The sequence below is a fragment of the Paenibacillus sp. P3E genome (assembly GCF_001909045.1).
In the GTDB taxonomy this organism is placed as follows: Bacteria; Bacillota; Bacilli; order Paenibacillales; family Paenibacillaceae; genus Paenibacillus_AQ; species Paenibacillus_AQ helianthi.
The window spans coordinates 1-25,142 of sequence record NZ_LVWH01000177.1 but is presented as its reverse complement, the minus strand read 5'-3'; the positions used below and the strand labels follow the sequence as shown (position 1 = coordinate 25,142).

18 protein-coding genes and 1 riboswitch are annotated in these 25,142 nt (G+C 52.1%); of the genes, 16 read left to right on the top strand and 2 right to left on the bottom strand.

The genetic code is table 11. The features are described from left to right. Nucleotides 1–3 precede the first annotated feature (3 nt). From A3842_RS19330 to A3842_RS19300, 7 genes are all read left to right on the top strand, one after another. Entirely contained in the window at nt 4–1,812 is a 1,809-nt protein-coding gene (locus tag A3842_RS19330; RefSeq protein WP_074102423.1) for a heparinase II/III family protein, read from the top strand. Nucleotides 1,813–1,846: 34 nt separating this feature from the next. After that, nucleotides 1,847–2,983: a glycoside hydrolase family 88 protein gene (locus A3842_RS19325; RefSeq protein WP_074087795.1), complete on the top strand. Its 1,137-nt coding sequence runs from the start codon at nt 1,847–1,849 to the stop codon at nt 2,981–2,983. 25 nt (nt 2,984–3,008) lie between these two features. Then, nucleotides 3,009–4,955 carry a DUF2264 domain-containing protein gene (locus A3842_RS19320; RefSeq protein WP_074102422.1) on the top strand — a complete coding sequence of 649 codons (1,947 nt, stop codon included), beginning with the start codon at nt 3,009–3,011 and terminating at the stop codon, nt 4,953–4,955. A 168-nt stretch (nt 4,956–5,123) separates the two neighbouring features. Continuing rightward, the gene (locus A3842_RS19315; RefSeq protein ID WP_074087545.1) at nt 5,124–5,933 is read left to right on the top strand and encodes a GNAT family N-acetyltransferase; all 810 of its coding nucleotides are present in this window, start codon (nt 5,124–5,126) and stop codon (nt 5,931–5,933) included. 96 nt (nt 5,934–6,029) lie between these two features. Continuing rightward, the gene (locus A3842_RS19310) at nt 6,030–7,184 is read left to right on the top strand and encodes an AI-2E family transporter (protein ID WP_074102421.1); all 1,155 of its coding nucleotides are present in this window, start codon (nt 6,030–6,032) and stop codon (nt 7,182–7,184) included. 19 nt (nt 7,185–7,203) lie between these two features. Continuing rightward, entirely contained in the window at nt 7,204–8,712 is a 1,509-nt protein-coding gene (locus tag A3842_RS19305) for a carboxylesterase/lipase family protein (RefSeq protein ID WP_074102420.1), read from the top strand. Next, a complete protein-coding gene (locus A3842_RS19300; RefSeq protein ID WP_074102419.1) occupies nt 8,713–9,675 on the top strand; it encodes an alpha/beta hydrolase in 963 nt (320 codons plus the stop codon). A 17-nt stretch (nt 9,676–9,692) separates the two neighbouring features. Here the strand turns inward: A3842_RS19300 and A3842_RS19295 are convergent, their stop codons facing one another. Beyond that, a complete protein-coding gene (locus tag A3842_RS19295) occupies nt 9,693–10,868 on the bottom strand; it encodes a PstS family phosphate ABC transporter substrate-binding protein (protein ID WP_074102418.1) in 1,176 nt (391 codons plus the stop codon). A gap of 210 nt (nt 10,869–11,078) precedes the next feature. Beyond that, a riboswitch (FMN riboswitch) is annotated at nt 11,079–11,227 on the top strand. Between the two features lie 164 nt (nt 11,228–11,391). Between A3842_RS19295 and A3842_RS19290 the strand changes: the two genes are divergently transcribed. Continuing rightward, nucleotides 11,392–12,378 carry a DMT family transporter gene (locus tag A3842_RS19290; RefSeq protein ID WP_074102417.1) on the top strand — a complete coding sequence of 329 codons (987 nt, stop codon included), beginning with the start codon at nt 11,392–11,394 and terminating at the stop codon, nt 12,376–12,378. A 132-nt stretch (nt 12,379–12,510) separates the two neighbouring features. Here A3842_RS19290 and A3842_RS19285 read toward each other — a convergent pair whose 3' ends face one another. Next, nucleotides 12,511–13,680 carry a hypothetical protein gene (locus tag A3842_RS19285; protein WP_074102416.1) on the bottom strand — a complete coding sequence of 390 codons (1,170 nt, stop codon included), beginning with the start codon at nt 13,678–13,680 and terminating at the stop codon, nt 12,511–12,513. A gap of 167 nt (nt 13,681–13,847) precedes the next feature. Between A3842_RS19285 and A3842_RS19280 the strand changes: the two genes are divergently transcribed. The 8 genes from A3842_RS19280 to A3842_RS19245 all read left to right on the top strand — a co-directional run bounded on the left by A3842_RS19280 (nt 13,848) and on the right by A3842_RS19245 (nt 25,017). Beyond that, a complete protein-coding gene (locus A3842_RS19280) occupies nt 13,848–15,611 on the top strand; it encodes a sensor histidine kinase (RefSeq protein WP_074102415.1) in 1,764 nt (587 codons plus the stop codon). Further along, the gene (locus A3842_RS19275) at nt 15,608–17,248 is read left to right on the top strand and encodes a response regulator (RefSeq protein ID WP_074102414.1); all 1,641 of its coding nucleotides are present in this window, start codon (nt 15,608–15,610) and stop codon (nt 17,246–17,248) included. Before A3842_RS19280 ends, A3842_RS19275 begins: the two co-directional genes overlap by 4 nt. 34 nt (nt 17,249–17,282) lie before the next feature. Next, on the top strand, nt 17,283–19,016 hold the full coding sequence (locus tag A3842_RS19270) for a type 2 periplasmic-binding domain-containing protein (RefSeq protein ID WP_074102413.1): 1,734 nt from the start codon (nt 17,283–17,285) through the stop codon (nt 19,014–19,016). Between the two features lie 261 nt (nt 19,017–19,277). Then, nucleotides 19,278–19,934 carry a stage V sporulation protein AA gene (locus A3842_RS19265; protein WP_074087555.1) on the top strand — a complete coding sequence of 219 codons (657 nt, stop codon included), beginning with the start codon at nt 19,278–19,280 and terminating at the stop codon, nt 19,932–19,934. 2 nt (nt 19,935–19,936) lie between these two features. After that, a complete protein-coding gene (locus A3842_RS19260) occupies nt 19,937–20,362 on the top strand; it encodes a stage V sporulation protein AB (protein WP_074087556.1) in 426 nt (141 codons plus the stop codon). A gap of 905 nt (nt 20,363–21,267) precedes the next feature. Beyond that, nucleotides 21,268–22,998 carry a spore germination protein gene (locus A3842_RS19255; protein WP_371916010.1) on the top strand — a complete coding sequence of 577 codons (1,731 nt, stop codon included), beginning with the start codon at nt 21,268–21,270 and terminating at the stop codon, nt 22,996–22,998. A gap of 120 nt (nt 22,999–23,118) precedes the next feature. Beyond that, the gene (gene lysA / locus A3842_RS19250) at nt 23,119–24,453 is read left to right on the top strand and encodes a diaminopimelate decarboxylase (RefSeq protein WP_074102412.1); all 1,335 of its coding nucleotides are present in this window, start codon (nt 23,119–23,121) and stop codon (nt 24,451–24,453) included. Between the two features lie 132 nt (nt 24,454–24,585). After that, nucleotides 24,586–25,017: a peptidylprolyl isomerase gene (locus tag A3842_RS19245; protein ID WP_074087558.1), complete on the top strand. Its 432-nt coding sequence runs from the start codon at nt 24,586–24,588 to the stop codon at nt 25,015–25,017. Nucleotides 25,018–25,142 lie beyond the last annotated feature (125 nt).

Below are 25,142 nucleotides of genomic sequence, written 5' to 3'. Positions count from 1 at the left end.
AAGATGCTAAGATCCGAACTGCTTGCAACCGTACAGAATATGGAGCCAGCCGATACCCGGCTGTATTATCCTAATGGGGATTCAGCCGGATTCTGGTCTACGGTAAGGCATTCACCGCTATATGCGGAGGAGGTCGCAGAAATTCGTGCGGAAGAGGACAGGCTCAGAGGGGAAAAAGCACCTGAGCTTACCTATGATTTGTTTACTGTTTTTGTCCGCACCGGGTCCAGACTGGAGTATGAACGGCCCTATTTTGAGCGCAGGAGAATGCTGAACACGTCAGTACTGCTGTCTCTGCTGGAGCCGGAGCAGGAAACCCATATCCATGCGGTCTGCGAGATGATATGGAGCATCTGCAACGAATACACATGGTGTCTGCCAGCCCATACCGGCAATAGCGGTATCCCGGAAACGATTGATCTGTTCTCGGCTGAAACCGGTTTTGCACTGAGTGAGATCAGCTGTCTGCTTGGGGACAGGCTTCCTGTTCTACTACATACGAGAATCAAAGAAGAGGTACAGAGACGGTTGTTCGGACCTTATCTGAACTCCGGGCCTTATCACTGGGAGACGGCAACGCATAACTGGGCGGCGGTCTGTTCGGGATCGGTCGGTGCGGCAGCGATGCTGATGCTGAAGGACCCGGAGACGCTTGCGGATATCCTGTTCAAGGTACAGGGGACAATGGAATATTATCTGCAGGGCTTCGGTGAAGACGGTGCCTGCCTGGAAGGGATGGGCTACTGGAATTATGGTTTTGGCTATTTCGTATATTACGCTGACCTGCTCCGCCGCAGAAGCCGGGGAGAACTGGATTGGTTCCGGCTGGAGAAGGTGAAGAGCATCGCTGCATTCCAGCAGAAATGTTTTCTTGGCGGCAATGTCGTGGCCAACTTCTCCGATTCGCAGCAGAGAGTCAGCGTGTCTTTGGGACTCAGCCACTATCTGGGCGCCATCTATTCTGAAGTGGAATCGCCGCCTGTTTCGATTAGGGCTTCATATACGGAGGACCACTGCAGCCGCTGGGCACCGGCGGTGCGGAACCTGATCTGGCGCAGTCCGGTGGACAGCCGGAGCGAGTGGGCCAGCAGCAGCAGCTATTTACCGGATGCGGAATGGCTGGTTACCCGGAAGATTACTCCGGCCGGGGTATTCGGTTTCGCCGCCAAAGGCGGAAATAACGACGAGCCGCACAATCATAATGATCTTGGCCAATTTATTCTGCTGGGGGATGATACGGTCTATCTCTCTGATCTCGGCAGCGGAGAGTACACGGCAGGATATTTCGGTGCAGAGCGGTATACCTATGATTGTAACGGTTCTCAGGGGCACAGTGTGCCTATTATTGACGGGCAGCTACAGCTGCCGGGAGCCGGGGCTTGTGCCAAAGTGCTGGAAGCTGAGGCAGGGGGGGATGAGAGTGTGCTGAAGCTGGATTTGACCGCTGCTTACGGGTACGGACCGCTGGAGCGGCTGACGCGATCGTTCAGTTGGCAGACCTCAGACGTCCTTCCTGTACTTACGATGACCGACGATTTCCGGTTTGCCGAAGCCCCGGCGGCGCTGATGGAACGGCTAGTGACCTTCTGCCAGCCTGTGCTGGAGGAGGGCAGTGTTCTGCTGCGGGGTACGGGCGGAAAAGGTTTGCGTATCCTCTATAATACCGGTGCGCTCAGACCAGTGATTTCGGAGCATGTCTACAGCGATCATTTTGGCGAGGCCAGGACCTGGTACGGAATGGATTTCCACACCTCGGGGAAACCAGGCAAGCAGGAAAGCTATGAATTCGAGTTTCAGTTCATGGAGACATGATCAATTCCAAATGAATGAATGGCGGTGGCTAAAGATGATAGCAGAAACAAAACATGCGTGGGCAGAAGAAGCATGGCATCAGGCGCTGAAGAAGACACAGCAGAACAGCTTGCGGATCGGCGCAGGCTTCCCTCATGCGAGTCGGGGCGGACAATATGTACTGGAGCAGCCGTTCTGGTGGACGGCAGGCTTCTGGCCGGGTCAGCTGTGGCTTTTGTATAACGACAGCAGGGATGAGTCCTTGCGGGCTTTGGCCGAGCAATGCGAGGAACAGCTGGACCAAGTGCTGAATGAGTATGTCCGTCTGGACCATGATTTGGGCTTCATGTGGACCTTAACCAGTGTGGCTTCCTACAAGCTTCTCGGCAATGAGGTCTCCAGGATCAGAGCGTTGAAGGCGGCGAATTACCTGGCGGCCCGCTTCAACCTGAAGGGCAGCTATATCCGCGCCTGGAACCCCTGGTATGAAGGTGAAGACAACAGAGGTTATGCAATTATTGATTGTGCCATGAACATGCCGCTGCTCTTCTGGGCGGCGGAGGTGACCGGAGACCCGCGCTACCGTCACATTGCTGAAGCGCATATGGATACGGTAGTGAAGCATTTCATCCGCCCGGACGGCTCAGTCTATCACATTGTCCGTTTCGATCCGGAGAGCGGGGAGTTCATCGAAGGCATTGGCGGTCAGGGTTATGCGCCGGAGTCTGCCTGGTCCAGAGGAACGGCTTGGGCCATCTACGGCCTGGCGCTTGCTTACCATCATACCGGCAAAACCGAATACTTGCATACGGCCCAGAAGGTGGCCCATTTCTTCCTGGCGCGCCTGCCGGAGGATCATGTGCCGCATTGGGATTTTCGCGCAGCCGGTGAAGCACGGAACTTCCGGGATTCCTCGGCAGGAGCCTGCGCCGCAAGCGGGCTGCTCCTCCTCGCAGACAAGCTTGGCGAACTCGAGGCGCCGGTATACCGGGAACCTGCGGTCCGGATATTGGAATCGTTATACCGCAATTACGGCACCTGGGACAATGAGGCTGAGGAAGGTCTGATTCTCCATGGTACAAGCAATTACCCGGCTGGCACGAATATTGACGTACCCTTGATTTATGGGGACTTCTTCTATGTCGAAGGGCTGGCACGGCTGACGGGCAAGGGACCTTTCTATTGGGAGTAAAAGAAACAGATAGGGAGTGGTATTGATGGGCAGCCAACTGCAGCGGACAAAAACCAATTCGCTGGAGAAACTAAAAGCTAATCCGCTGATCACCAAAGCGGACCTGCAGGAAGCCTTCCTGCAGCTTGCCCATCCGCTGAAGCCACACTACAGCGATGGGCATGCCCGCGTGAAGCTGGGCGTAACCGGAGTCCATTATGGTCCGGATATTGCGGAAATGGAGGGCTTTTCCCGGGTGCTGTGGGGATTTGTGCCTTTTCTCGCCGGAGGCGGGGAGGATGACATGTGGGAACTGATCCTGGATGGCATCAGGAACGGTACTGATCCCGGGCATAAGGAATATTGGGGAGAGGTCGCTGACTATGACCAGCGGCTTGTGGAGATGGCGGCGTTCGGTTATGCGCTGTCGATGATCCCGGAGCGGATCTGGACTCCACTGAACGGCCAGGAGCGCGCCAATCTGTACGCCTGGCTGAATCAGATGAATGCACATCCTTGCTACGATTGCAATTGGCTCTTCTTCAACGTGCTGGTGAATCTGGGCTTCCGCACAGCAGGGCTGCCTTATGACGGGCAGCAGCTCGAGAACAACCTGCGCCGGATTGATGATTTCTATCTCTCGGATGGCTGGTACAGCGATGGAATCGGCGGGCATATTGATTATTATGTTCCGTTTGCCATCCACTTCTACGGCCTGCTGTACGCTAAGCTTATGGGTGATGAAGATCCTGAGCGTTCCCGTGTGTTCAAAGAGCGGGCCGGGAAGTTCGCCGAAGAATTCATCCATTGGTTTGCCGGGGACGGCTCGGCTCTTCCGTATGGAAGAAGTCTGGCGTACCGGTTTGCGCAGTCTGCTTTCTGGGGTGCGCTGGCTTTTGCTGAAGTAGAGACAATGCCCTACGGGGTGATCAAGGGACTGATCCTGCGCAACATGCGCTGGTGGCTGAAGCAGGATATCCTGAATGAAGAGGGCGTACTGACCATCGGCTATGCTTATCCGAACCTGGTGATGGCCGAGAACTATAATTCACCGGGCTCGCCTTACTGGTCTCTGAAGTTCTTCATGCCGCTTGCGCTGGTGGACAATCACCCCTTTTGGCTGTCTGAAGAGCTGCCGCTTCCTGAACTGAAAACGCTGGCTGTACAGCAGCCTGCACATTTGGTCATTTGCCGCCAGCCCGAGACGGATCATGTGGCAGCTTTCAACAGCGGTCATCTCTCGACCAATGAGCATACACACACTTCTGCCAAGTATGAGAAATTCGTATATTCCACGGCCTTTGGCTTCAGTGTGCCCCGCTCGGAATGGGGGATTGCCCAGGGCGCGTTCGATTCCACGCTGGCGCTTAGCGAGGCGGGGGATAATCTGTACCGGGTACGCCGGCAAAATATAGAGACACGGATTGAAGACAATATCCTGTACTCCCGCTGGAAGCCTTGGGCGAATGTGGAGGTGCAGACCTGGGTGGTTGCCGGTCTTCCGTGGCATATCCGCATTCACCGCGTGCAGACGGGGCGGGCCTTGGATGCGGCAGAAGGCGGATATGCCGTGGCCCTGGAGCCGGCATTTCAGGAGCTCCGCTCCGCTGACGGATACGCGGTGACAGCTGTCAGCAGTCATGGTGTAAGCGGAGTATTGGGGCTAGCGGGCTACCGTGAAGCCGTGATGATCCGTCCGCATACGAATACCAATGTCCTTCGTCCGCGGACGGCTATCCCGACTCTGCTGGCGGGCATCGCTCCAGGCACGCACTGGCTGGTCTCAGCTTACTATGGGGAGCCGTGTCTGATGAGCAGTCTTGGGATGGAAGAACCCCGGAATGAAGATGGTACAGGAGCCGATGTACTTGCAAGAGCCGATGTATCTGTAAGAGATACTGACCCGCTGCTGCTTCTCGGCATCCAACTGACCGGATCTGAGATCAGAATGACATCTCATTGCGGCCGGAGTCGTGTGATCCCGCTGGTTTAAGAGACGGAAAGGACAAGCTTCGGATGAAGCTGGTAAGCTAGATAGCCTGACAAAAACTACTACGGATACGGAACGGCCTGCTGCCAGAATAAATTGGCGGCGGGCTGTTTATTTTTGCGGGAGGGAGGTCTATGATGAAATGAAAAGGAAATTTAAGGGGGGACGGGTATGTTTGAGAGCTTTGAGACGGGAGACGAAGTGCTGCAAAGTGAGGCGTTCATGAAGGAGGAGGTTCGGTATAATCTAATCCACCGGATTACCGAATATCCTGCAGCGATCCGGCTGACCACTTCAGACCGCAAGCTGATATTCACACAATCACCGGGACATAATCCCTGGCTGTGGGTGTCCGGAGAGCTTGAGAGAGAACAGCAGGAGCGTCTTGTGCAGCAGCTAGCAGAACGGGTGCAGTTATATGAGTTTCCCGGGATTTCTGCGCAGCCGGAGATTGCGAAGACATTTGCGGAGGCTTTTTGTAACAGAAAGGGTAAGCTCTATCATACGAATATGATGCTGGAGGCATATCATTGTCCGGAGGTGTGGAAGCCTGCCGAGGTCCATGGACACCTGGAGAAAGCTAAGGCTGAACAGGTTCCCGTGATTGCTGAATTTTTGACCGGATTCATGAAGGATGCTTTTGGCGAGATGCTGCGGCCGGAGGATTTTTTGACGATAGCTGCTGAAGATGCCGCCTCCGGCGACTTGTACCTGTGGATGGCGGATCATACCCCCGTATCCATGGCAAAGATCACGCACCGTTCGGCCAGACATGCACGCATTAACGATGTGTACACCCCTGCAAGTCACCGCAAGCAAGGGTATGCGAGCGCACTGGTTGCAGCCCTTTGTGAGCACCTTCTGAGTGCAGAATTGACACCGGTACTCTACGCGGACGGCAAAAATCCGGACTCTAACAAAGTCTACAGGTCGATCGGGTTTATGAACGCAGGCCAAATTACTGACCTCAAGTTTGATTAAAAGGAAATTTGACTTGCTCCCCCCGTGTTAACTATGCTAATACAAAGTGCAAATAAACACATAGGATGAAGCAATTGTGTTAAGGGGGCTTGAGTGATGGAGAGGCTGCAGGTATGGCCGGAAAAGTTCAAGAAGTTTTTTCTGAATAACCGATTTGTGGTAACGCTGCTGATCGTACTGCTGATCGGGGTAAATATACTGGTATTTGCCAAAATCCCGTTTATCTTCAAACCGATTTCAGTCTTGCTGCATACCGTGGCGGCACCTCTGCTGTTATCGGGGATTGCCTACTATCTGTTGAACCCTCTGGTGGACCGGTTAGAGCGGCGGAGCAAGATCAGACGGCCTTATGGCATCGTTATTCTGTATCTGATCATCGCCGGAATTATAACCCTGATCCTGCTTACGGTAATCCCGATGATCCGCACCCAGCTGGTAGGCCTGATTGATAATTTTCCTAAATACAGTGATCAGATCCAACAGGAATTCATCAACCTGACTGGCAGCAAGCTATTTGGACAGATTCAGGAGAATGTGGGGACGGATGTCACTGACCTTACAAGCAAAGTCACATCGTGGGGCACTTCTTTCCTGAACAATGCGTTGAACGGTGTAGGCAACTTTGTAGGAGCGCTGACGGAGATTGTGCTTGCCCTGGTAACTACCCCCTTTATTCTGTTCTATCTGCTGCGCGACGGCAAAAGGCTGCCGGATTATTTGATGAGATTTATTCCTACGGCATTGCAGCCTCAGACCCGCATGGTCATGTCAGAGATGAACAGCCAGGTGGCGTCCTATATTCGGGGACAGATTATTGTCAGCTGCTGCATCGGCGCCTTGCTCTACATCGGATATTTAATTATCGGGCTTGAATATTCGCTGGTTCTGGCGATTGTCGCTGCCTGTACAGCGGTTGTACCTTATCTGGGTCCGGCAATTGCCATTACACCGGCCCTGATCGTAGCGCTGGTAACGTCTCCGTTCATGCTGCTCAAAATGGTGTTCGTATGGACGGCTGTTCAATTGATCGAAGGCAAGTTCATCTCTCCGCAGATCATGGGCAAGTCGCTGAAGATACATCCGATTACCATCATTTTTGTCATTATTTTTGCCGGTAAAATGTTCGGTGTGCTCGGAATCATTCTGGCCGTACCGGGATATGCCGTACTGAAAGTGGTCGTTACCCATGTCTTCCAGTGGTTCCGTTTCCGCTTCGGACTCTATATACAGATTGAAGATAACAAGGAATAACAGGAAGAGGTAGATTGATATGACAGCACCACTGGTTACAACATTATACGGAAAACTGCTGGGAGCCGAAGAGGAGGGTGTGAAGGTATGGCGCGGGATTCCTTTTGCTGCACCTCCAGTCGGGAAGCTGCGGTTTCGCGCGCCTCAGCCGCCTCAGCCGTGGGATAGCGTCAGAGAGGCCCTTTCATTCAGTCCGGTAAGCCATCAGCCTGTGAGCACCAGTAGTACACGGTTTGGCGGTACATCCCCGGACTACTCGGAAGACTGTCTATATCTGAATGTCTGGTCTCCTGCGGAAGCCGGGGAGAGCTTGCCGGTGATGGTCTGGATACATGGGGGAACCTTTGTGACCGGAGCCGGCAGTCAGCCGATGTTCGACGGTACCCGGATGGCCCGCAACGGCAAGGTTGTTCTGGTTACTATAAATTACCGGCTGGGGCCGTTCGGATTCGTACATATGTCCCCATTCGGCAGTGAGTTCGCTTCAAATGCGGGTCTGCTGGACCAGATTGCGGCCCTGAAGTGGGTACAGGGCAACATTAGCGCTTTCGGTGGCGATCCACAGCGTGTTACCGTCTTTGGAGAATCAGCGGGCAGCATGAGCATTGCTGCGCTGCTGGCAATGCCCGCCGCGCAGGGGCTGTTCGCAGGGGCTATTATGGAGAGCGGGGCCGGGCAGACGTTGCAGCCGGAGCAGGGCCAAGAGATTGCAGCGGCTCTGCTGGCTGAGCTGGGGCTTACTCCAGGCAGTGATTTGGAGGTATTGGATAACCTTCCGGCGGAGCAGATCCTGGAAGCGGCGGCGCGGATGACTTACAAGCTGTCCGGTGAAGCGCTCAGCATGTTTTTCCAGCCGGTTATTGAGCCTATGACGGTGCCTGCTGATCCTGCTGAAGCTATAGCGGGTGGGTCGGCACAAGGAATTCCGCTGCTGATCGGCACCAATCTGCATGAAGGGAATCTCTTCTTCCGGGAAGAACGGCCGGGGGAGAGCTTCGAGCAATCGCTCAAAGCACTGGAAATGCTTATGGGTATTGACGATCTGGCGGAGCTTGCCGTCGATTATCCGAAGTCCTGGGAAGGGCAGGCGGAGCTCCTGACCGACCTCTTTTTCTGGGGCAGTTCAATTGCCTTTGCGGAGACCCAGTCTGCTGCGGCACCCGTGTGGATGTACCGGTTTGACTGGACGGTTCAGGGCCATCCGCTGCTGGAGAAGGCTGTTCATGGTGCCGAAATTCTGTATGTGTTCGGCAACCTGCATCTGCTGAAGCAATATGGCTTGACGGTGACTCCAGACATGCAAAAGTTGTCCGAAACGATGCAGAAGACCTGGACGGCATTCGCACACCGGGGGGATCCATCGATTCCCGGCCTGGAATGGCCGCCGTATAGAGCGGACTCGCGGGCAACTGTTATTTTTGACGGGGAAACGCAGGTGGTGCTGGACCCGGATGCGGAGAAACGGCGGCGGTTATTTTCTGCACAGGCTAATTGGCCGAAGGTGTTTTCCGAGAAGACGGGCGAATAGATGAATACTACCACTAATCATTTAACATACAATGAATCCGAAATATATTGGAAGCAATATCAGAAATTTTTTCCTGAGGAACTGCGAATCGCAGAAAATAACTTACCGTCTGAAGAGTGGTGGGATTGGAACGATTGTCGTATCCATCTGGATCGTATGTACGCTCCAGATTCAAAAATTAAAGTTATTTTAATTCATGGTGCAGGCGGGAATGGCAGATTATTGGCACCCTATGCGCGGATGCTACAAAAGCATGGATATGATGTTGTGTCCCCTGACCTCCCTCCTTTTGGACTAAGCTACACTGAGTCATTACAATCTATGGATTACCTACATTGGATTGAAATACTTACAGAGTTGATCGAACAGGAAATCAAACGGGACGGTAAAACGATTGTGTTATTAGGGGCCAGCATTGGAGGCATGCTGGCTTATCATGTGGCTTCAAAGAGCAATCAAGTTAGAGGGTTAATTGTAACAACCTTTGTGGATACAAGTAACCCGAAAGTTCGTGACCAAATTGCCCCGAATAAGGCGATTAGTCGTTTGGGTAAATTCACAATGGATGCTTTTCCTTTGGTTTTGGATTCGTTACGAATTTCTGTTACAAAAGTATCGAGAATGGAATTAATTACAAATGATTTCGAATTGGCCCAACTGATTATGAAAGATCCTCGAGCGGCCGGGACAAAAGTTACTTTGCGATTTCTAAGAAGCTTCTTAAATATGAAATCCATGATTGAACCCGAAAATTTTGATGTTTGTCCAATATTACTTATTCATCCTGAAATAGATCCAATGACGCCATTTATCGTAAGTGAACCTTTTTATAAACGGTTAAAGGGTAAAAAAGAATGTGTGATTTTAGAAGGCGCCGGGCATTTTCCGATAGAACAACCAGGTTTGGAGCAGATGAAAACGGCGGTGCTTTCTTTTTTATTTGACATCGAGAAAGCACTTTGAGCAATAACATCTTGTTGTTATTTTAATGAGGTATAACCTGTCTTCTCCACCAGTTCCTGTCCTTCTGCTGATTGTATCCAGTCCAGAAACGGCTTTACATTGGGATTCACACTGCCTGCGGTTACGGCATAGAATTCTGCGGTCATTGGATACTTTCCACTCCGGATTCCCTCTTTGTCAGGCTTCACACCATCGATGGCAAGCAGCTTGATGCGATCATTCTTGTTCATCTCGGACGCATAGAACAAAAAACTGAAGCCAAGCGCATTTTTGAAGTTGCGGTAATCTGAGGTTTGACTGATGATGCCGCTCATCAAATCCATTACATCTTCCTGAGGTGGAGTCATCAGTGTGCGGTCCTCCATGATTTTCTCAAGCATTGTCTGGCTGCCGCTGCCCTGATCCCGCTGAAAGGCACGGATCCGGTCATTTTTGCCGCCCACCTCTTTCCAGTTCTTCAGTTTGCCGGCATAGATGTCCTTGATTTGCTCGGTACTCAGGGAAGACACCGGATTGCGCTTGTTGACAAAAAAGACAAACGCTTCACGTCCGATCGGCGTAAGCATAAGCTCTTTGCCCGCCCGTTTGGCCTCTTTCTGTTGGGCGAGAGAAGGGGCTGCGGCAAAAATAATGTCAGTGTCTCCGGCAATCAGCCGTTTGTAGGCAAAGGCGGTGGAGGAGCACAGGATGATGTCATCATCATTAATTTCATAGGGATCATAATTGTCTTCCGGGTACACCGCCTGCACAAAAGCGGAATAGAGCGGATACAGAGCCGTTGCTCCGTCCAGATGCGGAAGCTGGTCACTGATGTGGTAGGTTGCGGACTTACCCAGAACTGCGGCCTTGCTGTTGACACCGAACGGTTTATACTGACTGAGATTTACCTCATGGTCATCCACCACAGCGAAGCTGTTCACGTAAGCTTTGTTCAGCTCATAACCGGCTGTGGCCAGCAGGCAAAGTCCGGCGAAGACAGCAAGAGACAGGTTCCGGACCCGGCTGGAAAGTAAATCAAAAATAGCCATCACAAAATAAAGAGCCAGGCCGCAGGCAACCACCACCACAAGCGGTGCGTAAAAGGCCAGCCCAAGGGCTAAAGCAGCAAAGAAATAGCCGATAAATCCGGCAAAGGCCAGGGCAATCAGGACAAGAACAGAATAGAGCAGATTCAGAGCAACAGGTCTTTTCATAACGGCCTCTCTTTCATGAAGCAAAATATGGATAAAATGCACACATTTACAGTATATATGATTCACATTCTTATTTCTTCCAAATAATGAGATGATGCCTGAGCTTCAGAAATGATGTGTCTAATGAAAAAAATGTGAATATTTTCATAAAGGGCTAGACGAAATGAGCAAACGGCGTTATCCTGTAATTGTGAAAAATATAACGGAATACAAGATTCTCGGGGTAAGGTGAAATTCCTGACCGGCGGTGTTGTTCAAAGCGAACTAAGCCCGCGACTTCTTTTCTCTGTTTTTGAGGAAAGAACTGATCTGGTGACAATCCAGAGCCGACGGTAAAGTCCGGATGAGAGAGGATCATAAGACAAAGATGTCAGGTGCTGAAACGGGAACCGTCCTTTAAGGATGTTGTAGCCGCTTCTACTTGTGCCTTTGCCCTAAACAACCCCCGAATTACGTCCTTTTCAGACGTTTTCGGGGGTTTTGGTCTCTTATCGAGGGTTTGTATCGACAAGGAGAATGTATGATGAGTCAAGTTACCGCTTCATCTTCAGGAGTCCGCACAGCGCCGCTGCGCAGCGGATTCTGGCTGGTTGTTCTGGGCGCTGCACTTTGGGGCGTTGATCCGTTGTTCCGCATTATTCTGCTCAAATCACTGACCTCTTCACAGATTGTGCTGCTGGAGCATGTCGTGCTCTTTTTGGCCGCAGCCCCTGTGCTGTGGCGCCACCGCGCTGAGCTTAAGTCGGTCCGTCTGCGCCAGGCTGTTGCGCTGCTTATTGTATCTTGGGGCGGTTCGGCTGTGGCTACGATACTCTTCACCAAGGCCTTATCCACAGGCGATCTGAATGCGGTCCTTCTGCTGCAAAAGCTGCAGCCGCTGTTCGCCATCGGCCTGGCCGCCGTCATTCTGAAGGAGCGTCTGCCCAGAAATTTCGGGCCGCTGATCTTCGTAGCTCTGGCCGGAACGTATCTGCTGACCTTCGGCTGGACCATTCCTTTCGGCCATGTGAACAGCTTCATCGGTGTCAGCAGTCTGATGGCGCTGGGAGCAGCCGCCTTATGGGGCGGATCTACGGTGATGGGAAGATATCTGCTGGGCTCGATGAAATACGAAACGGTCACTTCATTGCGCTTCATTCTGGCACTGCCTTTGCTGTTCGTCATTACGAGTATGGAGGGGGCCCCTTGGCAGATCCATGGCGGCTTGGGTGCATCGTCAGCGATTGCGGTCAATCTGCTGCTGCAGGCGCTGCTGCCCGGACTGCTCAGTATGCTGCTCTATTACAAAGGCCTTAACACCACCAAAGCCTCTTTTGCTACGCTTGCCGAGCTCAGCTTTCCTATGACGGGTATCCTGATTAACTGGATTGTCTACCACCAGCTGGTCACATTGCCACAAATTGCCGGCTTTGCGCTCATCTGGACGGCCTTGTTCTTCATCTCGAATCAGCAGAGCCGGCAGGTGGTACCGGCAAGCCTTGAATTATCCACAACAAAGCGCACCGCCTGAGGGGAGTGACCCCAGGGCACTGATGTACAATAAGAGGCCTCCCAGCCACATGGCGGGAGGCCTCTTTTTTATCGAATAACCAGAGATAGCAGACCGGGTCAGATGATCAGTCAACCTGCTGGCGATTAGCTGTCAGTAGTCCATATTTGGAGTGAGAACAATGGAGCTATAGCCTAACTGCTTCAGCTGTTCACGGGTCAGATACATTCTGCCCCCGGTGATGAAGCTGTTCGAGGGTGTAAGCACTAGACTTGCACTGCTGCCAGTCAGCTCATACCGGTAATCCGCTGCCTTATAGGATGACTTTTGCGGCTGCAGCCGGAGATCCCAGCCAAGAGCAGCGGCCAGAGGCTTAACGAGTAGCCAGGTTACCCCCTCTTTGGCAAATGCCGCAGGAATTCCGACACTTGTACCATCCACATTAACGAAGTACTCATTCTCCTGTAATACCGGTACCTGGATAACAGGCAATTCATTCACTGCTAATTCCTGTGGAAGCTTCGACACCAGCGGGGGAGTGGTATACGGGAACAAAGCCTTCATTTCGCTATTGTCGTCCAGCAGTCTTGAGGTGCCGGTCTTCAGGTCATAGATCCATGGCAGGCGCTGGGGCTCGTTCTTGACGTATAGCAGTATGCCTTTTGCCCGGTTCCAGTTATATAGTGAGCCTTTCAGCAATTCTTTCCGCTCACCAGTGGCTGGATCATAGGTCCTGATCACATTCTGCTTCGCCGTCTCGAGATAGCCATTCTCCAGCAGGGTATGTCCATTCAGCCAGAAGGCGTCAAACCTTCTTTCGGTGGAATTGTAGATCGAGACAGCACGGGTTTCCATATTTTTCAGGTAATAGTCCCGAATCTTGGCAACGTGACCGCTATAGGGCTTAACCCCCGGGACGAAGAGATAACGGGAGCGTTCAAGGTATCCCCACTTGCCGTCAGGAGAAACCGTGTAGGGGGTTTTGCGGATAATGGTTTCTTTTTTTACATCATATACATAGCTTTGCTCCGGATCATCATAACCCGACAACCTTAGCAGCCCGCTGCCATCCTGAACAAAGGAATGGAAAGGCTCCTGCCATTTGGCATAGCTCCCATCCGCCTGTCTGGCAATAACTGCAGAATCAAAATGATCGCCATTTAACTGGCTGACAGAATACAGCTCGATTCCCTTCACTTCATCCTGATAAGTCTCATATACTTGGACCTTGTCGGCAGCGTGAGCTGTAAGCGGAAGTGTTAGAGCTATCAGTACAGAAGCCGTCATTCCCAGGCGAATTGTTGTTTTTAGAGCTTGATTCATTGCGGTCACCCTCCCCTTTTGTTAATAACTGTTAATATAGACTGCATTCACTGCTGGAAAGTTTCGCTAAGGTTGTGAACACAAGTGTATTCCAGCGATTACCTTTGCGTCCCTGAAGAAACTTTGTACAATAAGAGCTATCGACTCAGGTGCGGGATGTGAAACCGATGTACAGATATAACTTGTTCAGCAAAATCGTAGGAATTATGGCCATTATGCTCATCCCGATCACTCTTCTATATTTCTTCTCCAACAAAACGACCACCGATGTGCTGCGCAGTGAGCTGAACACCTCGAATAATACCCAGCTCCGCTTTTTTCAGAATCAGGTAGAGTCCCAGATGGAGCTGCTGTCCTCCTGGCCGATCCTGCTCATTCACGATCCGGATATTTTGACGCTGAAGGATATGGCACCGGAACAAGAAAACTTGAATCTGAAGGCGATTCAGCTTGTTAAGCGCATACAGACCAAAATCAGCATTCAGGAAAGCTCCTCCAATTGGAACAGCAAGCTGTCGCTTTATTCCCCTGCGGTCCGCCGGATGGTGACGGAGAATGATGCGCTGCCGTATAGTGACGACGAGCTCAGGAATGAGGTTAAAACCGGCTGGCAGGTGAATACCATCAAGGATCAGGGCGAAGAGCGCTTCCTGTTCTCCTGGTTTTCCTACACACCCTCTATGCCGCAGTTCTCTCCCGGAAGGGCAGAGACCATTATGAAAGTGGAGTTCGACAGCCGGAATATTGAGGATATGCTGGATCAATTCAAGAGCGATGGCCGAAGAGACCCGTTCTATTATAAACAGGGTACAGGGCTGATATATAACCGCAGTGCCGACCGGGTTCTGGTGGAGCAGCTGGTGAAGCAGCTGGAACCAAAAGAGCTGACCGGAAGCAGGAACCGGACACTGGAGATTGGGCAGAAATCCTACAGTGTTAATATTGTCTATTCCTCCAAGATGGGATGGACCCTTATCGACTATATGCCACTGTCTGAAATTCTGCAGCCCATCCATACCTCCAACCGGCTGTTTTATTTCTCAGTCAGCGCCTTGCTGCTAATGAGCTGTCTTACTGCCTATTTATTGTACGTACAGGTGCAAGTGCCCGTCAGACAGCTGGTAGGCGGATTTCAAAAGCTCAAACAGGGGGATTACTCGGTCCGTATGGGGATCAAGGGCAGAAACGAGTTCAGCTTCCTCTCGATCCGGTTCAACAGTATGGTGGAGCAGATGCAGGAACTGATTGAAAAGGTGCTGATGGAAAAGATCCATGTGCGAGAAGCTAGGCTGAAGCAACTGCAGTCACAGATCAATCCCCATTTTTTCTACAATTGTTTCTCTTTTATTACAAGCATGGCCAAGCTGGACAATATGAAAGCAGTGGTGGGGATGTCCCATCATTTGTCCCGTTATTACAGGTACACCACCCGGCAGGAGCGGGAGATGGTCCCGCTGCCCGAAGAGGTGGAGTTCGTGACGCATTACCTGGAGATTCAGAACATGAGAACGGGCCGCCTGAAGTACATCATCCATATTCCACCGCAAATGCGCAGAGTGGACATCCCTCCGCTTATGCTTCAGCCCTTGGTGGAGAATGCGGTGCTGCATGGCATAGAGCCTGTGGCACGGGCAGGGCAGGTCCGGATTACAGGCACCTGCGAGGGCAGAAAGATGATGTTGTCCGTTGAGGATGACGGGCAAGGCATGACCCCGGAAGAGATCGCTTTGCTGGAGGAGAGGCTGGGCCGGGCAATGGATGAAGAGATGGGCTGCGGGCTCTGGAATGTTCATCAACGGATGCGTCTGCGCTTTGGTGAAGAGGCGGGCATTGCCTTCGCACCATCACCGCTGGGAGGTCTGCAGGCCACGCTGTACTGGCTGCTGCCCGCAGATCCTTCCGAGAAGGCACTTAGGGAGGGACAAGAATGATTGAACTGCTGCTGGTGGATGATGAAACCTATGTAACCGAAAGTCTGGCCCGAACCATCCCCTGGGAGGTGCTTGGGGTGCGGGAGGTATACCAGGCCGCTTCTGCAACGGAAGCGCTGGAGATTCTGGAGCGGCAATCGATTGATATTATCGTTACGGATATTTCCATGCCCGGGATGAACGGGCTGCAGCTGATAGAGGCGGCAACCGCCCGCTGGCCGAATCTCCGCTGTATTCTCCTTACGGGGTATTCCGACTTTGGCTATGCCAAGAAAGCGATCCAGCTTCAAGCCATCGACTATATCCTAAAGCCGGTAAGCGAAGAGGAATTCATGTTGAGTGTCTCTACTGCCATAGAGTCTTTGAAGGATGAATGGGAAGCCCATGATAAGTATCATCAGCTGCTGTATACCCGGAAAGGGGATTTCAGTGTGCTCCGCGGCAAGCTGATGCACGATCTGCTGCTTGGGAAACAAATGTCTGAACGGGCGCTTGCCCAGAAGCTGGGGGCCTATGAAATCGGTTTTGAGCCCGGGGCCGAGGCTGTGCTGCTGCTCATCCAGCTTGGAAGGCATTACTTGACGATGGACCCTAGTTCCATCTCTCTCATGGAATATGCCATCGGCAACATTGCCGAAGAGCTCTTTCACAGCCATTTCCGTGTGTGGTTCTGCAAAGCCCCTCATGATTGCCTGGTGCTGCTCGTGGAACCGAATGATGAAACTAGGCGCGAGCTTGTATTGACAGGCAATCACGAAGCCAAACGTCATGAATGGTTACAAGAGGCAATTACGCGTTTTCAGGGAGCGGTCAGCAACTATCTGAAGGGAGAGATCTCACTGACCGTTACGGAATGGTTTATCTTTCCAGACGGAATGACCGCTGCATACCGCAGCGGACTCGGGTCCATGGTTTTGGCTTCGCCTGTGGATTCCGGTTCAGTGGTGTTTCTCAAGGATCGGTATTCACCGGAGCCGCTGGCTTTCAAACCGCTGGACAGCCTATACCGGCCGCCCACCCTGATTCATCTGCTGGAATCGAAGCAGTGGGAAGCTGTCCGCAGCAAGCTTGAGGATGTGTTCCGCGACATGGAGCACACCTCTTTTTCCAGAGAACATTTGTATGAGGTATTCCTGTCCATCACCAGTGCATTTATGTACATTGCCCACAAAAGCGGCCAGTTCATGCATCAGATTGACGAGCTTGTCCTGGACCCTCTGCTGGCACAGGATCTTAGTTCCTCCAGCGGGAGGCTTCAGGGATGGGCGTTTGAGCTGCTGGATAGACTTCAGGCAGAACTCTCGGAGAGCGATCAATACACGAAAAGCTATATCATCAAACAGGTGCATGCACTGGTCGGAAGTCCGTCGGGCCATGAATTGTCCGTGAAGACGATAGCCGACCAAGTCTATCTCCATCCGGTATATCTGTCCAAAATCTATAAAGCTGAGACGGGAGAAGCACTCGGGGATTATATCATCCGTATGCGTATGGAACGTGCCCTGTATCTGCTGAAGCATACGAACAAGAAAGTCTATGAGATTACGACGGAACTGGGCTACCAGAACCCGCAGTATTTCAGCAAAATGTTCAAAAAGCACTACGGGATGACCCCAAATGAATTTCGAGAAGGATAGAGAAGAACGTTTTAATCAAGAGAGGGGGATAATGATGGGTGCGGACAGAAAAATCAGGTTGCTGGTACTGTTCCTGAGTGTCATGCTGGCGGTCAGTCTGGCAGGCTGTAAGGACAAGGATGCCGGGGATATCCCGCCGAATCCCAATTCAGACGTTATCTCCCCTGCGGTGGTTGCTAACAACAATGCCTACAAGGACAAGTATAACCCTGAAGTTACGGTCACTACTGCATGGGGTGTTGACCCGGAGCTGAAATTTAAGAACGGGGAATCCATTGAGCAAAATGTAGCCACACGCTGGGCCAAGGAGATGTTCGGCATTGAGATCCAAACCCTCTGGTCCATCACCAACACCAATGGCGCATTCGGGACCAAGCTGCGACTTGCGTTGTCGTCAGGCCAGGAAATGCCCGATATTGTGACCATCGGTACAGCAGACACCGCGGTTGCCCAGGATCTGATTGATTCCGGACTGTATGCCGAAGTAGGAGAACTCTTCGATGCCTATGCCTCATCTACCTGGAAGGAAGCGATGGCCCAGGACCCGGACGTGTGGAATCCCTACAGCCGCGGAGACCGGAAAATGGGTCTGCCTGTTCTTGATTATGCATATAATCATGACTATATTTTGTGGTACCGCCAGGATTGGCTGGATAAACTGCATCTGCAGGTGCCCGCCACCATGGAAGAGCTTGAAAAGGTCATGGAGGCCTTCAAAGCGCACAATCCGGACGGCCTGGCGCCCGATCAGGTTATTCCGCTAAGTATCGGCTTCAAATCGACGATGAGTACATGGATGGGGGACCCTTCCTGGATCTTCGGTGCTTATGGCGCTCTTCCAGATCAGTGGAACACCGGACCGGACGGCAAGCTGGAGTTCGGCTCTGTGAACCCTGCGATCGCGCAGGGGCTTGCGAAGCTGAGAGAATGGCACAGCAAGGGCTACATTCCTCAGGAGGCAGCGCTCTGGGATGAGAACAAGACTGCGGAGCCTGCTGTTGCCGGCATAGCGGGAATTATTCCCGGTCCTTACTGGATGAGCGGCTGGCCTTTGAAGGATACACTGCAGAATGTTCCGGGTGCAGTTTGGACACCGGGTGTCATTCCCGCCGGACCGGATGGAACCGTCATGCGCCATGGTACACCGTTCTCCAATGGAGTTACATTGATCAGCAAAGCCATGAAGCACCCGGAAGCCTTTTTTACCTACGAGAATTATCTGTTCGACAACTTTGCGGCCCCGCAAACGGGGAGCGGGCTGGAGAATGGGCTGTTTGCAGGTTATGACTATGAGCTGAGCGCCAGCGGCAAGATGCTGCCCAGTGACAAAATTTCCGGCGGTTACGTGAATAGCATCCGTTATCTGCTGGTCCGCGACGGAGCTCGTATCCCTTACGCCCAGCTTCAGGCGATGCTCAATCTTGCGGATGGCAAGGAGCCGTCTACCCGGTTGGAGAAGGATATCGCGGTGAATTATGGTAAAAGTACTCCGGCAGCGGCCAAATTGCTTTTACAGCAGAAGGACAAATCCCACAAAGACATGTTCACCGGACCCGCAACGGAAACCATGAAATCGAGGCTCGACTATCTGAACAACCTGGAGAATGAGGTGTTTAGTGCGATCATATACGGGGAACAGCCGCTGGCAGCTTTCGATGATTTTGTGGCGTCATGGAGAGCGGGCGGCGGTGAGCAGATTACCCGTGAAGTGAATGAATGGTACGATACTGTAAAGTCTGAAGAAAATGAGGCTGGTACTGTTCACTGAAGCTAAGCACGGGCTGCTCCATATCCAGCTTCTTTCCCAATAAACCTATAACGGCTGTACTGTCCTGTGAGGGGCGGCGCAGCCGTTTCTATTTGTACATGAAGTATGAAGCAGGGAGTAAGTGATTGTGTTCCCCTGCTTACGATGAAGTCAAACCATTGTTTTGCACAGTCCAAGAGTAAAAATAAACCTTTTCTCCCATACTACCGTTATTCTTGCTCGTTGCCGCTTCACATCAGATCCTTCAGGAGGTGTCCGTCCATGACTGCCCATCCGGCTCCTGCAATTTACATACAGCTCAAAAACCGGGTGACGGTACCCCAAGGCAAAGGTGTTCTGCTGCGGGATGTGGCTTATTTGATAACCGATCCGGAGTGGAGAGAGCCGCTGTATTCACTCCTGCTGCTGGACCCTGCCCAAAGTGACGGTAATCTGATCCTGATTGACCTGCTGACGGTCATTCCAAAGATTCAGGACCTTTTGCCGGGAGCAGATATTCAGCCGATTGGCGAAGGGCGGACCCTGGTGCAGATTGAAGGGCCTGTGGAGTCGCGGAAACCCTCCATTGCCTTGTTTATCCTGGTCTGGCTGCTGCTGTTCTTCGGCTCGGCGCTTACGATTATGAATTTCCATGCTGATGTCAGCATGCTGGAGGTGCAGGTCAGGATTGTTGAGATGCTGACGGGCCACAGGGATGAACATCCGTATGTGTTTCAGATTGCCTATTCGCTCGGCATTGGGTTTGGCATGGTGATTTTCTTCAATCATCTCTTTAAGAAAAAGTGGAACGAGGAGCCGACGCCGCTTGAAGTGGAGATGTTCCTCTACCAGAAAAATATCGACCATTATGTAGTCAACGAAGAGTACAGCAAACTAAAACGCCGTGGAGATGAAGCCTCCGGGCATTCGGAGGAATGAACATGACCGCACAGCTGACGCTGGCGCTGAATCTGCTGCTTGGCATTGCCGGAGGCATTGCGGTAGGCGGCGGGGTAATCGCTCTTTTCATCGTACTGGATATGGTACCCCGGCTGGCTCAGCTGACCTCCTCCTACGATAAAGTGCATTGGTATGAAGGGGCTATGGTGGGAGGCTCGCTGCTTGGCACCATGTCAGATTTCTGGAATTGGCGGATTACCGCCGGGCCTTTGGTAGAGCTTGCAGTAGGTCTGTTTGACGGGGTATTTGTCGGTATGCTGGCTGCGGCCCTGACCGAGGTACTGAATGTGCTGCCTATACTGGCCAAGCGTCTGCATATGACTCACCTGCTCTTCGGGCTGCTCATGGCAATGGTCTGCGGCAAGGTTGCGGGCTCTTTGTTCGATTGGTTTGTGTACCGACAGTAAAAGGAGGTTATGGTGTGATAAAGTATGTTCACAGCGGATATTACATGGAAGAACCGCATGACAAGGAACAGGAGTCTGGAAAGGACGGTGAGGATGCCAGGGGGCAATCCGAGGAGGCTTCCAGTACAGATGATCAATCTGCGGCTTCTGCCGGAGCCGAACCTGGGGCTGCTATGGAAGACGGAAGTGAAGCAGAGACAGGGACAACCAAGATGGAAGCATCGGCAGAGCTGGGTACCGCTGATGGAGACTCCCCACAAGCGGATGCGGGCAATGCAACCCGGACACCTGATACAAAGGGGGCTACAGCTAAAGACAAGGCCGACGCAGAGGCTTCATCTCCCGGAGTCTGCCAGACTCAGGATACTGAAGCAGCGGAGGAACCCGGTGCAGAAGAGCCGGGGAACGGCGGGAAGGGATTCCTGGCCTCTTTGTTTGGAGATGACGAGGAGACCGGGGAAGCGGAGACCGAGACACATGCCGATGTTGATGCAAAGGCAAACGAAGGGACAGGGAGACAGGACACTGAAGCCTCTGGTGAGCTTGGTACAGGGGATCAGTCGACTGACAGTCCACCCGCTATAGCTGGAAAGACAGATGATGAAGCCAGCCATCCCAAAGGCAGCGATGTGGACAGCGGTGTGGACATGGGTGTGGACGCCGGGGCAACCGGATATAGCAACGATCTTGAGCCATCGGATGGGGTAGGCACACCGGATCAAGAAGGAACACAGGATCAAGAAGGAACGGCAAAAACCGAGGAACCCTCCACAACCGTTGATTCTGCACAAGGCAGCACCAGTGCCCCTAAGAGTTCAGCCGGAGATGGTACACAGGATGCTGAAGCATCGGAGGAACTGGGATCAGAGGAGCCGGAGAGCAAGAAAAAGGGCTTTTTTGCCCGATTGTTCGGAGACGATGAGGAGTCAGAGGACGACGGATCTGAGACAGAACCGGATGATGGAGCTGCCGACAAGCAGTCCGGGGAAGGGTCAGCAGGGAAAGTCCAGGCGAGCCCATCCGATCCAAAAGGAAAAAGTGCAAAGAAAACTAATGAGGATAAGGCGGAAAATAAGAAGAACGAGGATCCCCTGCAGGAGAAACGCGATGCGGAGCTGTCCAATTCTCTCAAGCAGTCTATCACTTATTGGCAGGGGGATGATACAATCCCGCTTAAGCTGGAGGATACCAAAAATACACTTACCGAAGTGATGGGTTTGGGTTCATCCTTTGATGTGGTGCTCCGGGAGATGACCTTTGGCGGGCGCAAGGCGGCACTGCTGTGCATCAGCGGATTCGCCAAAGATACGATCATCGATGAAATCCTTAAGCGCTTGACGTATCTTACCCCTGAGAATATTTCCACGGATGTCCTGGCCAGCTTTATGACAGAATTCATTCCTCACTTGCAGGTGGAGAAAGGGGAATTATTAAGCGAGAGCATCAACAAGGTCCTTTCAGGAATGAGTGTTTTTTTTCTTGAAGGTGAGACTAAAGTTATCATCATGGATACCCGTTCCTATCCCTCGCGCAATCCCGATGAACCCTCTATTGAACGGGTAGTACGCGGAGCCAGGGACGGATTCACAGAGACACTCCTGAGCAATGTCGCTCTAGTCAGAAGACGGATCCGCGATCCAGGTCTGAAGTATGAGTTACACCAGGTGGGCCGCCGCACACGTACGGATGTCTGTGTGGCATATATTGACGATATTGTTGATAAAACTCAGGTGAAGGCTGTTACCGACAAAATTAAAAGTGTGAATATTGAGGGGATCCCGCTTGCTGACAAACAGCTGGAGGAAGCTATCGTGGACGGGGGATGGAATCCCTACCCGATGGTACGCTATTCAGAGCGACCGGACGTTGTCGCATCCCATTTGCTGGAAGGCAGGGTGGTGGTTTTTGTCGACACTTCACCGAGCGTAATGGTTCTGCCGACAACCTTTTTTGATCTATGCCAGCACGCTGAGGAGAACCGTCAGACCCCATTTATGGGGACATATCTGCGCTGGGTACGCTTCATTGGGATTTTCGCCTCATTGTTCCTGCTGCCGCTCTGGATGCTGCTCGTAATTCACCCTGAGCTGAAACCGGCAGTGCTTGATTTCATCGGACCGCAGAAAACGGCCAAAATTCCGCTCCTTGCCCAATTTCTTCTCGTCGAGCTTGGGGTCGATCTGCTCCGAATGGCAGCTGTGCACACTCCGACCCCGCTCGGCTCGGCGATGGGTCTCATTGCCGCCATCCTGGTGGGTGACATTGCCGTTAAGACAGGCCTCTTCGTCAATGAGGTGGTGCTGTATATGGCTGTCGCATCTATTGGTATGTTTGCCACACCGAGTTATGAGCTGGGGCTGGCCAACCGGATTGTCAGGCTTGCACTGCTGCTCGCCGTGGCAGCGTTCCAGGTGCCGGGCTTTATGATCGGCTCTACGCTGCTGGTGATTCTGCTGACTACGCACCGTTCCTACAATTCTTCTTATATGTGGCCGTTTATACCGTTTAATGCAAAGGAGATGGGCGCGATTCTTCTGCGTCAGCCGGTTCTCAGCTCCAAAACAAGGCCATCCTTCAACAAAACCAGAGACAATACACGGATGGCGCCCGTTCAGAAGAAAAAGGACAAGTCGTAGTAAAATACAAATCAACTGCAAATTAGTCCATTCAATGGTGTTCCCTTTGTCTGCTATACTGAATACACTAAATAGACAGGGTGGAACAAGACTTTCCACAGAAATTGGAGGACTGCACAAATGTTTTTACACGGGACGAGCCGAATTAATGATGCCAATCATCTGGAGATTGGCGGATGTGATGTGACAGAATTGAAGGCGGAGTATGGTACCCCGCTATATATAGTGGACGAGCAATTGGTCCGCCGCCGGTGCCGCGAGTACATGGAGGCTTTTACCGCATCCGGGCTCGGATTTCAGGTTGCTTATGCCAGCAAAGCCTTCTCGGTTATGGCGATGTGCCGCTTGGCCGACGAAGAAGGACTGTCTCTGGATGTTGTATCGGATGGGGAGTTGTATACTGCGCTTCAGGCCGGATTTCCGGCAGAGCGTATCCATTTCCACGGCAACAACAAAACGCCGGATGAAATGGAGATGGCGATTGATGCCGGAATCGGCTGCTTCGTGGTCGATAATCTGGTGGAGCTCAGCATGCTGCAGGCCATTGCCCAGCGCAAGGAAGTCACCGTTAATATCCTGCTGCGGGTGACCCCGGGTGTAGAGGCGCATGCCCATCACGCGTATGCTTCCACCGGCCAGACCGATTCAAAGTTTGGTTTCGATATTGGCAATGGCTCTGCGCAGGAAGCGGTAAGACTGGCTTCGGAGAAAAACAATCTCCACCTGCTGGGCGTTCACTCCCATATCGGTTCACAGATTTTTGAAACGGAAGGTTTCGAGCTTGCGGTAGAGCGGATTGCTGAATTTACACGGAAGGTAAAGGAAGACCTTGGTGTATCGTTCCCGGTAGTCAATCTCGGCGGCGGCTTCGGTATTCGTTATGTGGAAGGTGATACACCGCTGAAGGTATCTGAATATGTCGCAGCGATCACGGGTGCGGTGAAGACGCATTTTGCCGGTATTGGCGAGTCGCTGCCACAAATCTGGGTAGAGCCTGGCCGCAGCATTGTGGGCGATGCCGGAACTACGCTCTACACTGTTGGTACGAACAAAGAGATTCCAGGTGTGCGTAAATATGTTGCCGTTGACGGCGGAATGACTGACAATCCGCGTCCGGCACTCTATGAATCCAAATATGAGGCACTGCTGGCCAACCGTGCGGCTGAACCGAATGAAGAAACAGTATCCATTGCCGGCAAATGCTGCGAAAGCGGTGATATGCTGATCTGGGATGTGGAATTGCCGAAGGTGGAGAGCGGGGATCTGCTCGCCGTAGCCTGCACAGGGGCCTATAACTACTCGATGGCCAGCAATTATAACCGGATTCGCCGTCCGGCAGTTGTATTCGTGCAGAACGGGCAAAGTGATCTTGTGGTCCGGCGCGAGTCTCATCAGGACATTATTGCCAATGATGTGATCCCGGCTCGCATTGCGAAGCAGACGGTGATGAAGTAAGTTATTACTTTGAGAATGTGAAGCAGCATACAGCAGGCGGAATTCTCTTCCGTCTGCTTTGCTTTGTGCGTGATTTCATAGTAAACTAATAAAAGTGTTCAACATCTGTAATTTCGAAAGGGGTATTTACATATGGCAAAGCAAGCGAAAATTACTCTTGAAAATGGCGGCGTCGTGCTGATCGATCTGTTTGAAAATGATGCACCTAACACGGTTGCCAACTTCGAAAAGCTGGCGAAAGACGGCTTTTACAACGGTCTGGTCTTCCACCGTGTGATTCCTGGCTTCGTAGCTCAAGGCGGTTGCCCAAATGGTACAGGCTCCGGCGGCCCAGGCTACACCATCAACTGCGAGATCAACCCGAACAAGCATGAACGCGGTTCGCTGGCTATGGCGCATGCCGGCAAAAACACTGGCGGAAGCCAATTCTACATCGCTTATGCTCCACAACCACACCTAGACGGCGTACACACCGTATTCGGTAAAGTTGTAGAAGGTATGGACAAGGTAGATGCGTTCCAGGGGCGCGACAAAATGACTTCGGTGGAAATTATCGAAGCTTAATTTTCTTAATCATTGTACGAGTTCGAAAAAGCAGATCTCTCAAAAGGGGGTCTGCTTTTTTGCATCCCCTTGTCAGAAATACCATGCATACGTCGACAATCTTAATATATCATGATATATTATTA

Coding starts and splice junctions, on each gene's coding strand:
- A3842_RS19330 (WP_074102423.1), top strand. CDS start 4: ATGCTAAGATCCGAACTGCTTGCAACCGTACAGAATATGGAGCCAGCC.
- A3842_RS19315 (WP_074087545.1), top strand. CDS start 5,124: ATGTTTGAGAGCTTTGAGACGGGAGACGAAGTGCTGCAAAGTGAGGCG.
- A3842_RS19285 (WP_074102416.1), bottom strand. CDS start 13,680: ATGAATCAAGCTCTAAAAACAACAATTCGCCTGGGAATGACGGCTTCT.
- A3842_RS19290 (WP_074102417.1), top strand. CDS start 11,392: ATGAGTCAAGTTACCGCTTCATCTTCAGGAGTCCGCACAGCGCCGCTG.
- lysA (WP_074102412.1), top strand. CDS start 23,119: ATGTTTTTACACGGGACGAGCCGAATTAATGATGCCAATCATCTGGAG.
- A3842_RS19280 (WP_074102415.1), top strand. CDS start 13,848: ATGTACAGATATAACTTGTTCAGCAAAATCGTAGGAATTATGGCCATT.
- A3842_RS19305 (WP_074102420.1), top strand. CDS start 7,204: ATGACAGCACCACTGGTTACAACATTATACGGAAAACTGCTGGGAGCC.
- A3842_RS19275 (WP_074102414.1), top strand. CDS start 15,608: ATGATTGAACTGCTGCTGGTGGATGATGAAACCTATGTAACCGAAAGT.
- A3842_RS19300 (WP_074102419.1), top strand. CDS start 8,713: ATGAATACTACCACTAATCATTTAACATACAATGAATCCGAAATATAT.
- A3842_RS19295 (WP_074102418.1), bottom strand. CDS start 10,868: ATGAAAAGACCTGTTGCTCTGAATCTGCTCTATTCTGTTCTTGTCCTG.
- A3842_RS19270 (WP_074102413.1), top strand. CDS start 17,283: ATGGGTGCGGACAGAAAAATCAGGTTGCTGGTACTGTTCCTGAGTGTC.
- A3842_RS19245 (WP_074087558.1), top strand. CDS start 24,586: ATGGCAAAGCAAGCGAAAATTACTCTTGAAAATGGCGGCGTCGTGCTG.
- A3842_RS19320 (WP_074102422.1), top strand. CDS start 3,009: ATGGGCAGCCAACTGCAGCGGACAAAAACCAATTCGCTGGAGAAACTA.
- A3842_RS19260 (WP_074087556.1), top strand. CDS start 19,937: ATGACCGCACAGCTGACGCTGGCGCTGAATCTGCTGCTTGGCATTGCC.
- A3842_RS19325 (WP_074087795.1), top strand. CDS start 1,847: ATGATAGCAGAAACAAAACATGCGTGGGCAGAAGAAGCATGGCATCAG.
- A3842_RS19310 (WP_074102421.1), top strand. CDS start 6,030: ATGGAGAGGCTGCAGGTATGGCCGGAAAAGTTCAAGAAGTTTTTTCTG.
- A3842_RS19265 (WP_074087555.1), top strand. CDS start 19,278: ATGACTGCCCATCCGGCTCCTGCAATTTACATACAGCTCAAAAACCGG.